This is a genomic window from Streptomyces sp. NPDC014006 (genome assembly GCF_043088925.1).
Taxonomy (GTDB): Bacteria; Actinomycetota; Actinomycetes; order Streptomycetales; family Streptomycetaceae; genus Streptomyces.
The window spans coordinates 355,931-370,740 of sequence record NZ_JBICAJ010000008.1 but is presented as its reverse complement, the minus strand read 5'-3'; the positions used below and the strand labels follow the sequence as shown (position 1 = coordinate 370,740).

12 protein-coding genes are annotated in these 14,810 nt (G+C 72.1%); 6 read left to right on the top strand and 6 right to left on the bottom strand.

The window, feature by feature from the left end; genetic code table 11:
* Positions 1–14: 14 nt before the first annotated feature.
* Positions 15–896: a LysR family transcriptional regulator gene (locus tag ACF1GV_RS27620; RefSeq protein ID WP_391685650.1), complete on the top strand. Its 882-nt coding sequence runs from the start codon at positions 15–17 to the stop codon at positions 894–896.
* Here the strand turns inward: ACF1GV_RS27620 and ACF1GV_RS27615 are convergent.
* The 4 genes from ACF1GV_RS27615 to ACF1GV_RS27600 all read right to left on the bottom strand — a co-directional run bounded on the left by ACF1GV_RS27615 (position 793) and on the right by ACF1GV_RS27600 (position 4,869).
* Positions 793–1,839 carry a DMT family transporter gene (locus tag ACF1GV_RS27615; RefSeq protein WP_391685648.1) on the bottom strand — a complete coding sequence of 349 codons (1,047 nt, stop codon included), beginning with the start codon at positions 1,837–1,839 and terminating at the stop codon, positions 793–795. The two genes, ACF1GV_RS27620 and ACF1GV_RS27615, sit on opposite strands and share 104 nt — an antisense overlap.
* A 92-nt stretch (positions 1,840–1,931) precedes the next feature.
* Positions 1,932–3,818 carry a protein kinase gene (locus ACF1GV_RS27610; RefSeq protein ID WP_391685646.1) on the bottom strand — a complete coding sequence of 629 codons (1,887 nt, stop codon included), beginning with the start codon at positions 3,816–3,818 and terminating at the stop codon, positions 1,932–1,934.
* Between the two features lie 56 nt (positions 3,819–3,874).
* A complete protein-coding gene (locus ACF1GV_RS27605) occupies positions 3,875–4,189 on the bottom strand; it encodes an AzlD domain-containing protein (protein ID WP_391685644.1) in 315 nt (104 codons plus the stop codon).
* Positions 4,186–4,869 carry an AzlC family ABC transporter permease gene (locus ACF1GV_RS27600; RefSeq protein WP_391685642.1) on the bottom strand — a complete coding sequence of 228 codons (684 nt, stop codon included), beginning with the start codon at positions 4,867–4,869 and terminating at the stop codon, positions 4,186–4,188. The genes ACF1GV_RS27605 and ACF1GV_RS27600 overlap by 4 nt, the downstream gene beginning before the upstream one ends.
* 71 nt (positions 4,870–4,940) lie before the next feature.
* Between ACF1GV_RS27600 and ACF1GV_RS27595 the strand changes: the two genes are divergently transcribed.
* Complete coding sequence (locus ACF1GV_RS27595; protein ID WP_363268935.1) at positions 4,941–5,516, top strand: XRE family transcriptional regulator; 576 nt, start codon at positions 4,941–4,943, stop codon at positions 5,514–5,516.
* A 76-nt stretch (positions 5,517–5,592) separates the two neighbouring features.
* Here ACF1GV_RS27595 and ACF1GV_RS27590 read toward each other — a convergent pair whose 3' ends face one another.
* On the bottom strand, positions 5,593–5,796 hold the full coding sequence (locus ACF1GV_RS27590; RefSeq protein ID WP_003992177.1) for a cold-shock protein: 204 nt from the start codon (positions 5,794–5,796) through the stop codon (positions 5,593–5,595).
* A 300-nt stretch (positions 5,797–6,096) separates the two neighbouring features.
* On the opposite strand from ACF1GV_RS27590, the gene ACF1GV_RS27585 reads away from it, so the two are divergent.
* Together ACF1GV_RS27585 and ACF1GV_RS27580 are read left to right on the top strand one after the other, a co-directional pair.
* Complete coding sequence (locus ACF1GV_RS27585) at positions 6,097–6,945, top strand: menaquinone biosynthetic enzyme MqnA/MqnD family protein (protein WP_391685640.1); 849 nt, start codon at positions 6,097–6,099, stop codon at positions 6,943–6,945.
* Between the two features lie 463 nt (positions 6,946–7,408).
* Positions 7,409–9,217: a serine/threonine-protein kinase gene (locus tag ACF1GV_RS27580; RefSeq protein ID WP_391685638.1), complete on the top strand. Its 1,809-nt coding sequence runs from the start codon at positions 7,409–7,411 to the stop codon at positions 9,215–9,217.
* 18 nt (positions 9,218–9,235) lie between these two features.
* Here the strand turns inward: ACF1GV_RS27580 and ACF1GV_RS27575 are convergent, their stop codons facing one another.
* On the bottom strand, positions 9,236–13,801 hold the full coding sequence (locus ACF1GV_RS27575; RefSeq protein WP_391685636.1) for an FtsK/SpoIIIE domain-containing protein: 4,566 nt from the start codon (positions 13,799–13,801) through the stop codon (positions 9,236–9,238).
* 256 nt (positions 13,802–14,057) lie between these two features.
* Here ACF1GV_RS27575 and ACF1GV_RS27570 point away from each other — a divergent pair, with 256 nt between their 5' ends.
* Both ACF1GV_RS27570 and ACF1GV_RS27565 read left to right on the top strand, forming a co-directional pair.
* The gene (locus tag ACF1GV_RS27570; RefSeq protein ID WP_391685634.1) at positions 14,058–14,363 is read left to right on the top strand and encodes a WXG100 family type VII secretion target; all 306 of its coding nucleotides are present in this window, start codon (positions 14,058–14,060) and stop codon (positions 14,361–14,363) included.
* Between the two features lie 146 nt (positions 14,364–14,509).
* Positions 14,510–14,809, top strand: a complete 300-nt coding sequence (locus ACF1GV_RS27565) for a hypothetical protein (protein WP_391685632.1) — start codon at positions 14,510–14,512, stop codon at positions 14,807–14,809.
* Position 14,810: the final 1 nt, after the last annotated feature.

Genomic DNA, 14,810 nt, shown 5'->3' with positions numbered 1-14,810 from the left:
GGGCGGTCTGACTGATGGAACTGCGGCTGCTCGTCACCTTCGAGAAGGTCGCCACCGTCCTGAGCTTCACGCGGGCGGCGGCCGAGCTGAACTACGCCCAGTCCAGCGTGACCTCCCAGATCCGCGCCCTGGAGGACGCGCTCGGCAGCCAGCTCTTCGACCGGCTCGGCAGCCGCATCCGGCTCACCGAGGCCGGCGAGCGGCTGCTGCCCTACGCCCGGCAGATCATCGAGCTGACCGAGGAGGCCCGCGCGGCGGTCGCCGGCACCGAGGAACCCTCCGGCACGCTCGCCGTCGGCACGATGGAGTCGCTGACCAACTACCGCCTGCCGCCCCTGCTGGAGTTCCTCCACCACCGCTACCCCAAGGTCCGCCTCACCCTGCGCCCCACCCTCGGCGACGAGACCCGGCAGGCGCTGCGGCAGGGCACGTACGACCTGGGCTTCCTGATGGAGGAGGAGACAGAGCACCCGGGCCTGGAGAGCGAGGTGCTGGCAGTCGAGCCGCTGGCCCTGGTCGCGGCGCCCGGACACCGGCTGTACGGACGCGACGTCACGGCCGCCGATCTGGTGCGCGAGCCGCTGCTGGCCACCGAGCCCGGCTGCGCCTACCGGGATCTGTTCGAGCGGGAGCTGACCGCCGTGGCGGCCGTGGAGTTCCGGGAGTTCGGCACGATCGAGGCCACCAAACGCGCGGCGGCGGCCGGCCTCGGGATCTGTCTGCTGCCCGAGGTGACGGTCGCCGCCGAACTCGCGGAGGGCTTGCTGGTACGACTGGACTGGCAGCCGCCGTTCACGCTTCGGACGCAGCTGGCGTGGCGGGCCGGGAAGCGGCTGCCGGCGCACGCCCGGCTGTTCGTGGAGCGGGCGCGGCGTCTGGTGTCCGAGGAGGGGTGACGCCGGGCGTCCCGGCGGGGGCGGCCTTCGGGGCGTGGGCCGGGGTGGCGTGGGGCTGCGGGGGCCGGATGGTGGCCTGCGGCTTGCGGGCCAGGGTGACCTTCAGGCTCGCCAGGACGATCAGCGGGACGCCGAGGGCCTGGACCCGGCCGATGTGGTGGCCGTACACCCCCCAGTCCGCCACCATCGCCACCACCGGGTAGACGAAGGCCAGTACCGCGATCTTCGCGGTGGGCAGCTGGGCGTAGGCGGCGTACATGAGGACGTACATCACGCCGGTGTGGACGAAGCCGAGTCCGACCAGCCAGCCCCAGTCCCGGCCGGTGCCGGACATCGCGCCGAAGTCGGCGAAGGGCAGCAGCAGCGGGATGCCGACGAGGACCTGGACGAGGGCGATCAGATGCGGCCGCACCCCGGTGATGCGCTTGGTGACCAGCGTCGACAGCGCGTACAGCAGCGCGGCGAGCAGTGCCTGTCCGACGCCGACGACGTACGTCCCGCCGCTCGCGAAGTCGGCCGGGGTGACGCCCGAGACGAGGACCAGCCCGGCGAAGGCGAGAGCGACCCAGCCGACCTTGGCGGCGGTGAGCCGCTCGCGGAAGAGGAGGGCGCCGAGCAGCACCACGTAGAAGGGCTGGGTGTGGTAGACGACCGTGGCGACCGAGATCGAGGTGTTCTCGTACGACTCGAACAGGAACACCCAGTTGAAGACGATGAACACCCCGCCGAGGACGGCGAGTCCGAACGTGCGCGGGGTGAAGCCGTGGTCGCGCAGCCAGCCGCGGGCGGTGACGTAGCCGCCGAGGGCGAGGGCGCCGAACAGGACGCGGAAGAAGACGACGTTGAAGGGCGAGGCGCCCGACTCGACGACGAAGACGCCGAGGGTGCCGGAGAGCACCATCGCGGTCGTCAGCTGGGCCGTGCCCCGTTGCGATGAGGTCATGTCAGCGACGCTACGAGCGCGCCGCGGGCCCGGTCCACGGACCAGTGGGGCGTCCTGCCGATGGGGTCATCGGCGGCGCCGATACCCGCTGTTCACGACCTCGCCCACTGCTGGGACGCCGCGCCGCTGCGGCACGCCTGCGTCGTCACACCGCCGCCGAAGGCGAGGTCCAGGCAGCCGCCGTTGAACGCACTGATCAAGGTGTCGCCGGAGCCGGTGCGCCACAGCAGGGGGCTGCTGCCCTGGGAGCAGTCGCCGACGACGACGGACTGGCCGGTGAAGTTGGCACTCAGGCAGGAGCCGCTGGACTGGTTGACGACCTTCACGGTGCCGTCGCCGGCGCTGCGGAAGGCCCAGGAGGCGGCGGAGCCGGAGCAGGCGCCGAGGCCGGTGGATCCGTAGACCTGGGTCACGCATCGTCCGTTCTCCGCGTTGCGGAGGTGGGCGGTGGTGGGGGGCCGGGAGGCGGTGCCTTCGCCTCCGGTGGTGCTGCCGGTGCCGGTGCCTGTTCCCGTGCCCGTGCCGGTTCCTGTTCCGGTCGAGGTGGAGCCTGAGCCCGAGCCGCCGGTGGTGGATGCGCCGGTGCCTCCGGAGCCGGTGCGTCCCCCGGAACTCGTCGAGCCCGTGGTGCCGGTGGCTGCCCGGCCGCCCTGTGCGGTGCCGCCTGCGGAGGCCGACGGGGCTTTCGGGTCGGCAGGGGAGGGGGAGGTCCGGTCGCCGGAGGGACGGGTCGTCGTCGATGCCGTGGCCGAGGCGCTCGCCGAGGCGGCCGGGGACCCCGACGACGCCACCGCTGCGGACGCGGTCGGTCGCGCCTCGTCGCCGTGGGACGGCGAGGAGGCGTACGGCAGCAGTTGCAGGACGACCGTGGTGGTGGCCGCGACGACCACGACCGGTACGACGGCCAGGAACGTGCGGCGGCCGCGTCGTTCGCGGTCCTGTGTGCCCCGGGTGGCGACGACGGGGGGTTGGGACTGGTCGGGGCCGGGCGGGGCGGGCGGCACCTCGGGGGCGGGGGCGGGGCCCGGCGCCGTCGCTGTCGCCGTCGGGGTCGGCGGAGCCGTCGCCGCGAAGGCCGCCCGCTGGGCGAGGCGTTCGGTGACCGTGCCGGGCCAGGCCGGGGGCTGCGGGGCGTGCGCGGTGGTCAGGCCGAGCAGTTCCGCGGCGGTGGGGCGGCCCTTGGGGTCCTTGCCCAGGCAGGACGCCACCACGGAGGCCAGGTCGGCATCGACGGCGCGCAGCGGCTCCAGGCCGGGTTCCTCGTGCACGATCCGGTACAGCACGGCGTGCCCCGACTCGTCGCCGAACGGCGGCCGACCGCAGCCCGCATAAGCGACGACCGAGCCCAGCGCGAACACGTCGACGGCACCGGTCAGCCGCCGGGCGCCCGAGGCCTGCTCCGGGGACATGTAGGCGGGCGTGCCGACCACCATGCCGGTCCGGGTCAGCTGGCTCTGCTCCGCGGCCCGGGCGACGCCGAAGTCGATGAGGGTGAGGCCGTCCACGGTGAGCATCACGTTGGACGGTTTGACGTCACGGTGCACCATGCCGAGGTCGTGCACCGCGGCGAGACGCTTCGCCGACTCGTGGAGCAGCAGCCACAGGGCGTCGGCCGGGAGCGGGCCGCCGTGCAGGTCGACGGCCTCGCGCAGGGTCAGGCCAGGGACGTACGCGGTGGCGAACCACGGCGGGCGGGCCGTGCGGTCGCTGGCGAGAAGGCGGGCGGTGGCGTGTGCGGGGAGCCGGGCGAGGTTGTCCAGTTCGTGCCCGAAGCGGCGCAGGAAGTCCTGGTCCTCGCCGGCCACGGAGGGCAGGACCTGCTTGACGGCGGCGTAGCCGTCGTCGTGCACGCCGAGGTACACGCGGCCCATGCCGCCCGACCCGAGTCGCCCCAGCAGGGGGAACGTTCTGTCCTCGGTCCGGCCGGCCGTTTCCGACGGGCTTGCTCTTGGCCGGTCCCGGACGCTGCGGGCGGACACCCCCCACCCCGTCCCCTTCCCGCCGTCGGCGGGTGCGCGGGCGCCGGGGGCCTGGGTCAGGACACTCCCGCCACTCGCAGCAGCGCCGTTGTCGCCGCCGCGCCCAAGACGATCACTGCGAACGGGGCCCGGCGCCACGCGAGGATGCCGCCCGCCAGGACACCGGCCGGTCTGGCCCAGCCCGCGAAGCCCCCGGCCTCGGTCAGCGCACCGGTGGCGAGCAGGGCGACGAGGAGGACGACCGCGCCGGTGGACAGCAGTTCCTGGAGCCGGGGCGGGACCGTGACGCGTCCGTGCAGCACCGGGCCGACCAGCCGGAACGCATACGTTCCCGCGGCCAGCGCCAGGATCATGGCGGCCGTCGCGTTCATCGCCGTACCCCCTTCGGGGCGGCCAGCCCGGCGAGTGCCAGCAGGACCGGCACGCCGGCCGGCACGAGCGGGGTCGCCGCCACGGCGAGCGCGGCGCCGAGCAGTGCGCTGCGCCGTACGGCGGAGTCGGTGCGCAGGGCGGGCAGCACCAGGGCGACGAGCACGGCCGGGAAGGCGGCGTCGAGACCGTAGGTCGCAGTGTCGCCGAGCGCCGTACCGGCGAGGGCGCCGCACAGCACGCCGAGGTTCCAGACGGCGAACAGGCCGATGCCGGAGATCCAGAACGCCGCCCGGCGGCGCGCCGGGTCGGCCTGGGCCAGGGCGAAGGCCACGGTCTCGTCGGTGACCAGGTGCGCGCCGAGGAACCGGGCCAGCCGGCCGGTGCCGATCACGTCGGCCACGGCGAGACTGAAGGCGGCCGTGCGGGTGTTCAGCAGCAGCCCGGTCGCCGCGGCGGCGAGCGGCCCGCCCCCGGCGAGCAGGATGCCGACCGCGCTGAACTGGGCCGACCCGGCGTACACCACCAGGGACATCACCACCGGCACCCACATCGGCAGCCCGCCCGCGACGCAGACGGCGCCGAAGGACACGCCGACGACTCCACTGGCCACCCACACGAGGGAGGCGTCGCGGGTGAGAGGTGTCAGGATGGAGGTTGGTGTTCGGAGCAGCGAACGCATGTTTTCTACGATGAACGGCCCGACGGGCGTTCGTCAAGGCGAACGATCGTAATGATGGAGCGAACAAGATCATGACTGCCGACGGCGCCTCGACCCCGCCCCGCCTGCCTCTGGACTGGATCGCCGCGAGCCTGCGGCGTGAGCGCAACCGGGTCGGTCTGTCCCTGTCGGAGCTGGCCAAGCGGGCCGGGATCGCCAAGTCGACGCTGTCTCAGCTGGAGGCGGCGAGCGGCAATCCGAGCATGGAGACGATCTGGGCGCTGGCGGTGGCGCTGGGGGTGCCGTTCAGCGCGCTGGTGGAGCCGCCGGCGTCGGCCGTGCGCGTGATCCGCGCGGGCGAGGGGCCCACCGTGCACTCCGAGCAGTCCAGCTATCTGGCCACCCTGCTGTCGGCGAGCCCGCCGGGCGCGCGGCGTGACATCTACGCGGTGACCCTGGAGCCGGGCACGGTACGCGACTCGGAACCGCACATTCCGGGGACGGTGGAGCACATCGTCGTCAGCGCCGGGCGCGTACAGGCGGGGCCGCGGGGGGAGGCGGTGCAACTGGGCCCGGGCGACTACATGTCGTATCGGGGAGACGTGCCGCACACGTACGAGGCGCTGGAGCCGGGGACGACGTTCGTCCTGATCATGCACCACGTCTGAGGAGATTCGGGCGGAAAAGGGCAGGAGCCCCGACGCTGGATGCGCGGGGCTCCTTGGGTACTGCGCTAGGACGCGATCAGACCGGAGTGACGTTCTCCGCCTGCGGGCCCTTCGGGCCCTGGGTCACGTCGAAGCTCACCTGCTGGTTCTCCTCGAGAGAGCGGAAGCCAGAGGCGTTGATCGCGGAGTAGTGAACGAAGACGTCGGGGCCGCCGCCTTCCTGGGCGATGAAGCCAAAGCCCTTTTCGGCGTTGAACCACTTAACGGTTCCGGTAGCCATAAGCCCTCCTTGGGCCCAAAGGGTTGCCCTGCTCCAGAACCTGCAAGTGTGAAAACAAAGTCATGCCGCACAACTGCATTCTTCTGAAAACGACTAGAGCCCGCGGTCACATGCTCCGCAGGCTCTGTACTGCAAGGGAAACCAAACTGCAACTTGCGGCGAGCCTAGCACGATGAGGCCCGGAAGCAATAGAGGTCAAGATCACTTCACTCGAAAGTTTGAAAGGCGTTCGGCTGGTTGATGCAACGCGCGGCCGGGGTCGCCGGTGGCGGGATGGCCGATGAGGTCTAGTCTCGCGATGTGGACATTTCTCGCACCCGGCCGCGTGTCGGCCACATCCAGTTCCTCAACTGCCTGCCCCTGTACTGGGGGCTCGCGAGAACGGGCACGCTCCTCGACTTCGAGCTGACCAAGGACACGCCCGAGAAGCTCAGCGAGCGGCTGATCCGCGGCGACCTCGACATCGGGCCCGTCACGCTCGTCGAGTTCCTGCGCAACGCCGACGACCTGGTCGCCTTCCCCGACATCGCGGTCGGCTGCGACGGCCCCGTCATGTCCTGCGTGATCGTCTCGCAGGTCCCCCTCGACCGGCTGGACGGCGCCCGCGTCGCCCTCGGCTCCACCTCACGCACGTCCGTCCGCCTCGCCCAGCTCCTCCTGGCGGAACGGTTCGGCGTAGAGCCCTCCTACTACACCTGCCCGCCCGACCTCAGCCTGATGATGCAGGAGGCGGAGGCCGCGGTCCTGATCGGCGACGCGGCCCTGCGCGCCAACCTGATCGACGGCCCGCGCTACGGCCTCGAGGTCCACGACCTCGGCCAGCTGTGGAAGGAGTGGACCGGCCTGCCCTTCGTCTTCGCCGTCTGGGCGGCCCGCCGCGACTACGCCGCCCGCGAACCGGCGATCACCCGCCAGGTCCACGAGGCCTTCCTGGCCTCCCGCAACCTGTCCCTGGAGGAGGTCACCAAGGTCGCCGAACAGGCCGCCCGCTGGGAGGCCTTCGACGAGCAGACCCTCGCCCAGTACTTCACCACCCTCGACTTCAGCTTCGGCCCCGGGCAACTCGAGGCGGTCAGGGAGTTCGCCCGCCGAGTAGGCCCGACGACGGGCTTCCCGGCGGACGTGAGGGTGCAGCTGCTGGGCGCGTAGTCCCCCGCAGCCACGCGCGCCACGGCGTTGCTGCACCCGCGTACGGCGGGGAGGGGACGGGGTGGGGGGTGTCCGCCCGCAGCGGCCGCACCGGGCAAGGGCGCCGTCGTCGGGGACGGGTGGCCGAACCGAGGACGGACACCCCCCACCCCGGCCCCGACCCACAACGCACCGCAGGCGCTACCGCAACCGGCCACCGGACGGGAACGGGCCGCCGCAGGCACAAAGGGGCGCGGGGAACTGCGCGAGCAACCACAACGCAACCAGCGCAGGCCGCCGCAGGCAAAGGCGTCCAGCCACAACGCAACCGGCGCAGGCCGCCGCAGGCAAAGGCGCCCAGCCACAACGCAACCCGCGCAGGCCGCCGCAGGCAAAGGCGAGCAACCACACCTTCGACGCAAGCCGCCGGCAGGCAGCTACGCTGCCGATGGAGCCGTACACGCGCCCACGGGGGGAGAGGCGAATGGTGAACGCCCTACAGCCGCTCGGGCCCGACGAGCCCACCGCCGTAGGCCCCTACCGGCTCCTCGGCCGGCTCGGCTCCGGCGGGATGGGCCGGGTCTACCTCGGCCGCAGCACCGGCGGCCGTACCGTCGCCGTGAAGATCGTGCACCCGCACTTCGCGCTGGACGAACAGTTCCGCGCTCGCTTCCGCCGCGAGGTGGAGGCCGCGCGCCGGGTCGGCGGCGCCTGGACGGCCCCCGTCCTGGACGCCGATCCGGAAGCCGCCGTGCCCTGGGCCGTCACCGCGTACGCCGCGGGGCCGTCCCTCGCCGCGGCCGTCGCGGAGTCCGGCCCGCTGCCGCCCGCCACGGTCCGCGCGCTCGGCGCGGGCCTCGCCGAGGCGCTGACGGCCGTGCACGCGCTCAGTCTGATCCACCGGGACGTCAAGCCGTCCAACGTGCTGCTGACCCTCGACGGCCCACTCCTGATCGACTTCGGCATCGCCCGCGCCACCGACGGTACGGCCTCCCTCACCTCGACGGGCGTGTCCGTCGGCTCACCCGGCTACATGGCCCCCGAGCAGATCCTCGGCAAGGCCGTCACCGGCGCGGCGGACGTGTTCTCCCTCGGCGCGCTCCTGGCGTACGCCGCGACCGGGGAGCCGCCCTTCGCCGGGGACTCCTCGGCGGTGCTGCTGTACCAGGTCGTGCACGAGGAGCCCCACCTCGACGGCCTCTCCGGTGACCTGCGTGATGTGGTCGCCGCCTGCCTCTCCAAGCAGCCGGACGCCCGCCCGGCCCCTTCCCGCATCGCCGGCCTGCTCGCTCCCGGCGGCGCGGCCGCCCTCGTCTCCGGGGGCTGGCTGCCGGGCGCGCTGGTGGAGCAGGTGAGCCGGAGTGCGGTGCGGCTGCTGAACCTTGACACGGAGGCGGGGGAGGGCAGCGGGGTTCCGGACGTCGCGTCGGCGGGCGGCTCGGTGCTGATGGTGGAGGGCGCGGTGTCGGCGAACTCCGGTCCCGTCGGCTTCAGCAGCCCGGCGGTCGTGGGACGGTTCGGCCCGCCGCCGGTCATGCCGGTACCGGGGGTGGAGGAGACGCCTCCCGAGCAGCGGCCCGACGCGATCCCGTCACCGGCGCCGGCCGTGGACGCCGTACGGCCGACGGGGGAGCAGCCGGAGCCCGGTGAGGCGGCGCGGTCGGCCCTCGCCCCGGAGACCGGGACCGGGACGGCCGCCCCGTCGCCCGCCGGCAAGCTGTCCCTCACCGTCGCCGCGGCGGCCGTTCCGGGGGAGGGCGGGCGGGGCCGGCGGCTGAGTTGCTCGGTGGCGCTGGCGGTGGCGGGGGCGTTGGCCGTGGTGACCGTGGGATCGGCGTTCGTGTTCGACCTGGTGCCGGGCAGGGGTGGCGGCGGCGCCGGCAGCGCGCCCTCCGCCGGGCACGGTTCCGCCCCGGCCGACACCTCCCCGGCGTCGCCGAGGACGGTGCCGGTGCGCTATGTCGGCACCTGGGAGGGGCAGGCCACCGCGCTCGACGGCACGCTGCCGCTCGGCACGTTCCGGCTGACCGTCCACCGGGCCGGGGTGGGCGAGGAGTTGGGCACACTGCGGCAGACGGACCAGCTCGGCGGCCACTGCGACGACATCCTGACGCTGCGCCGGGTGACGCGGAAGGAACTGGTGGCCACGTCGACGGGGGCGAAGGGCAACCACGAGGGCTGCAACCCGGCCGCACACACCGTGCGCCTCACCCCCGCCGGCGACGACCTGACGTACACCTCGGAGAGCGACGAGGAGGGCAGACCGCAGGCGCGGCTGTCGCGGGTCGGGTAGGTGGGCCTCCGGTGGATGTCACACCGGTGTGGTGACCGTCAGGTGCTCCCCACTGCCCAAGTGCAACATGCCCTTGCCCGGCGTGATCGCGGCGCCCACCATGCTGCGGTTGGTGCGGATGCCGATCAGCTCGCCGGCGGAGCTGTCCTGTGGTGACAGCAGGATGCCGCGGCGGGCCTTCTTCATGTCGACCTGCCAGCCGGAGAAGCCGTCGCAGATCTCCTCCTCGTCACCGGCGATGACGACGGCCAGGCCCTCGTCGGCGCCGCGCGCGACGATCCGCTTGAAGACGTCCTCGGCGTCGCAGTCGTCGTACACCTCCGCGTCGTCGGCCAGGACGACGATCGGCTGCGCGCGGCTGGCCGAGCCGATGACCTCCTCCAGCTCGTCCTCGTCGATGTCGCGGTCCGTGAAGAGCTTCAGGACGCCGTCCTGGCCTTCCAGATCGCGTAGCGGCGACGGGCGCGGGGCGGCCAGGACCAGCCGTACGCCCTGGGCCAGGAGGGAGCGAGCCATGGTCAGCAGGACCGTGCTGCGTCCGGACTTGGCGGGGCCGCCGATCACGAACGCCGGGATGCCCTGCGCGAGATCGGGTCCGAACGCGGTGAGCTCGTCGCCGCCGACACCGACCAGGGCCCACAGCGGCGACGCGCTCGTGGCCGGGTCGCGCATCGCCCACGCGTCCGCGAAGGAGATACGGCTCGGCAGCACGTCGACCCGGAAGGGGCGGCTGGAGCGGGGTACGGCGGCGTCCCGGGACGCCGCGGCCTCGCCGATCTCGACCAGCGCGGCGGCCTGGCCCTGACCGGTGGTGTCCTCGGAGAGCAGCGCGAACTGCGTCTCCGTGGCCGTCTCGCCGCGGAACGCGCGGCCCGGAGGGATCTCCTCGGGGACCTTGCGGGCGTTGATGTCGAGCATCGAGAAGTCGCTGCGGTCGGCGAGCCGCAGACCGTACTTGTCCTCCGTCAGGGAGGAGATGCGGCCCGTGAGCAGCTGGCGGTCACCGGTGATCACCATGTGGATGCCGACGCTCGCGCCTTCGCGCATCATCGCGAACAGCTGGTCGGTGAGGTCGCCGTGGTTGTACTCGCCGAGTGTGGGCAGCCAGCCCTCCCAGCGGTCGAGCAGGACGACGATGTGCGGCAGGCGCTCGTCCTCAGCGACGGCTGCCCGCTGTTCCCCGATGTCTGCGAAGCCCTTCTCCGCCAGCAGATCCTGACGGCGGGTGAGTTCGCCGGTGAGCCGGTTGAACAGGCGGACGATCCGCTCCAGTTGGTTGCGGCCCACGACCGCCCCGCAGTGCGGCAACCGGGTCAGCGCGTTCAGGGCGCCGTTGCCGCAGTCGATGCCGTACAGGTGGACGTCCGCGCAGGACAGCGTGCGGGCCAGCGAACCGGCGATGGTGCGCAGCACTTGGGAGCGGCCGCTGCGTGGCGCGCCCGCGACGAGCAGATGCCCGAACGTGGCGAAGTCCACGACCACCGGCCGGCGGGTCTGGTCGGCGGGCAGGTCCGCCACACCGTAGGGCGAGGCGGGCAGCGCACCTTCACCGCGAACCGCCGGGATGGCGTCCAGCAGCAGCGTGTTCTCCAGGGCGGGCAGCCACGGGGAGTGCTGGGCGGGGATACCGAGGGCCTGGTTGGCCTCCCGTACGGCGTCCACCAGCACCTTGAGGTCGGTGATCTCGTCGTCCTGGCGCGCCTCTGACTTCGGCTTGGCCAGCGCGGCCCGGCCCAGGTCCTGCCAGGTCAGCTGCCCGGCCCACGGCGCCAGCGTCTGCGGGTCGGCGGCGCCCGGGCGGCGGCCACCGACACGGCCGGACTGGAAGGGGATCAGCGAGGCGTGGCCGAGCCGGACGTACGCGCGACCGGGCGTGGACTTGCTGATGTGCCCGGCGTCGGGCGCGTCGATGACGTCCGTCGACTCACCGGCGTCGGTCACCCGCAGCGCGATGCGCAGGTTGGTGTTGGCGCGGATCTCGGGGGAGACCACGCCGCTCGGCCGCTGGGTGGCCAGTAGCAGGTGGATGCCGAGCGAACGGCCACGCTGGGCGATGTTGACCAGGCCGGTGACGAAGTCGGGCAGGTCACGCACCATGGACGCGAACTCGTCGATGACGATGAGCAGTCGGGGCACTGGCGGGTGGGAGGGCTCGCGGCGCACCAGGTCCTGGTAGTCCTCGATGTCCTTGGCGTCGGCGGCGGCCAGGATGTGCTCACGCCGCTTCAGCTCGGCGCCCAGCGACTCCAGTGCCCGCTCGACGAGGTGCGCGTCGAGGTCGGTGACCATACCTACGGTGTGCGGCAGCTTCACACAGTCCTTGAACGCCGAACCACCCTTGTAGTCGACGAGCACGAACGTCATGTTCTCGGGCGTGTTGGCCACCGCCAGTGACGCCACGATGGTCTGCAGCAGCTCCGACTTGCCCGAACCGGTGGTACCGGCGATCAGACCGTGCGGGCCGTCCCGCCGCATGTCGATGCCGAACGGGCCGTCGTACGACTCGCCGATGACCGCCATCGTCGACTGCCCGCCCATTCGCCATCGAGTCGCGATCGCGTCGCTCGTCGGCGGTTCCAGTTGCAGCACGTCCAGCAGGCGGCTGGCGGAAGGCAGCGCGGAGTCCTCGCTCTCGCCGCTGATGTCGCGCAGCGGGGACAGCGAGCGGGACAACCGGGCGCACCAGGCGGCCGAGACGAAGTCCGGCCGTACGTCGGTCATCCGGCGGGCGCCGCTTTGCTGCACACGCAGCCGCAGCTGCGGGGCTTGTCCCTGCTCCTGGTAGGAGGCCTGCTCGGCGGCCTGGTGCCAGGCCTGGAAGGACGGGAAACCGCCGGCCGCGGGCTGACCGGCCGCGGGCTGCCCGGTGGCGGGGATCGCCGGGGCGGCCGGGTCGCCGGTGCGCCGGGGCTCGGCGACGACGACGCCTTGGCACTCCCCGGGCAGGAACCGTTCCTCCTCGTCGAGGCAGATGGCGTAGATGGAGACGGCCGGGCCCTCGCGCAGCAGCCGTACGACGCCGGGGAGGGAGCGCAGCCGCCGGGAGCCGTCCCAGACGACGACGACGTCGGGGTCGGAGAAGGCCGGTCCGTCACCCCGGTTGCCGGACTCCTTCAGCGTCTTCTGCCGGGCGTCGAGCAGCTGGGTGAGCTCGCCGACGCGCGCGCCGACGGTCTCCGAGTCGGTGCCGATGAGCACGTTGACGTCCTGCCCGCCGGCCGGGTGGGTGTGCGGCAGCCAGCGCACCCAGTCCCAGCGGGTGTGCGCCTCGTTCTCGGTGAGGACGTAGAACTGCACGTCCATCGGGCTGTGCAGGACGGCGCACTGGGCGACCGCCCACCGTCCGAGGGCCTGCGCGGAGTCGCCGGGGCCTGCGATGCCTATGACGCCGAGGTCCTTCAGCGGCAGCGCGACCGGTGCGTCCTCGATGTACCAGCTCACCTGACGCTTGTGCTCGTCCTGCTCCGGGTCGTCGAGCACGACCTCCGAGCGGACACGTCCGGTGCCGACGCGCACCAGCAGGTGGTCGGCGTCGGTGCGGCGGCGTTCCCACAGGCGGGTGCGTGGCCCGGTGCCACAGGCGAGCACGGCGGCCGGGTCGGGGATGGCGCTGCGGCGGTCGGAGCGCTCGGTGCGCAGCGCCTCCTGGGCGTCCTCCTCGATCCGGTCCTTGTGCTCCTTGTACTCCTTGAGCTGCTTGGCGTGGGACTTGCGGCCGTGCTTCTTGTCCACGTAGTAGTTCGCGAAGAGCATGATCGGGCTCATCACGGCCATGATCAGGTAGTACCAGCGCTTGAAGACCATGACGGAGACGACGGCCCCCACCAGCGGCATCAGCGCCATCAGCCAGGGCAGTGGCCGCGCCTCGAACTCCTTGACCGGCGTGGGCAGCCGGAAGTGGGTCTTGCGCTCCGGTGGGCGCAGCCGCGGCGGCCGGTTGTAGTCCAGGCCGATGCCGTCGTCCGACCACTTCAGCGCCGCGTCCGGCGGCATGTACAGAACGAGCTCGAACAGACTGTTGCCCACAGCGAGTTGGGTTCCGCGAGGCCAATCGCCGCCGTCGAACGGCTCACCGTCGAGACGGGCCTCGTCCTTGTCCTGGTGGACGGCGAGCGTGCAGGTGCCGTCGATGGAGATCGACAGGGTCGCGGCCCGGTCGGCGAGTTCGGGGTCGTCGACGTGCAACTGTGCGGCCGGTCCGCTGCCGATGTCGTACCGGCCCACCCCGAGCCGGTGCACGGCGCCGGCTGCCGGGCCGCCGACGACGCGGAACTCCACGACACCGGTCGGCTCTCCGAACACGCATCCGGCCGGGTCGTGAAGGCTGACGACGACGCCCTCGCGCAGTGGTGAGCCGACGACGGTCGCGGACGGATCCAGCGGGTAACCGTCGACGAAGGCGGCGGGTGCGCCCCCGGGGGACCGCTGACCTCCGATGGGGATGATCTGCGCACCGTCCCCCGCGCCGACCTGTCGCGCCAGTTCCCGAGCGATGTCGCCGACCGACGACTCCGGATCGGCGTCGAGCACCACGTCGGCACTGGCGCCGACAACGGGGTCGACGACGGTCAGACTCAGGCGCACGTTCGTCCTCCTCGCAGGGCCCAAGCCGCCCCCGGAACGCTCAACACAGTCGCAGCGACCTTAACCGCCTTGACGTTCGGGGCGACAACGGGATGCGCACGGGTTCACGAACCTCTCGCACAACCGGCCTGTGGCCGCACCGGCTCCACCCGTAGGATCTTTGCTCGTGCGGACGCTCCGGCGGTGCGCCGGAGGAACGCTTGACGTCAGCCACGGGGGATGGCCCTGCGGCGTATCAGAACGGGAGGGAGCCGTCATGGCCGGCAAGGGAGACGCGAATCTTACTTACGCCGAGATGGAGAAGAAGGCCGGTGATCTCATCAAGTCGATGCACCACATGGAAGGCGAGCTGAAGGGCATCGAGAAGGGTGTGGAGGAGCTCGTCCAGAACGGCTTCACGACCCAGAAGGCCTCCGGCGCCTACGAGGACTCCATCAAGGACTTCACCAAGGGTGCCGCGAAGACCATCCAGGGTCTGCACGGCCTGTCCAAGTTCCTGACGGACGCGAAGAAGGCGTACGAGGACCTGGACCACCAGCTGTCTCAGGGTGCCAAGGGCTGACCGGACCGGCGAGCGGTCCATCGGTGCGGCGGGACCCTCGTCCCGCCGCACCGCGCTGGTTTCGTGCGGTCGGCCTCGAGCCGGCGGATCGACATCATGGGGGCGTTGTGGGTGACGGAAGCGATTACCAACGGCTCGATCTCGACGTGATCGAGAGTATGGGCAAGGGATTGAGCAGCATCAAGAAGGCGTTCGACGGAATCGACAAACTCGGTGGCTACTCCCACGATTTCGGCAGCGACCATCTGGCCGATCGGTTCAGCGACTTCGCGGACAACTGGGAGATCAGCAGGGAGAAGCTGACGGGGGAGGTGGACGCGCTGGCGCAGATCGCGAAGGCGGCCGCGAAGGCGTACAACGACGTCGACCACCAGTTGGCCGAGGCCATCCGGGGCGCTCAGGATCCCAAGGGTCCCAAGGTCGGTCCGAAGGTCAAGGGGAAGTAGC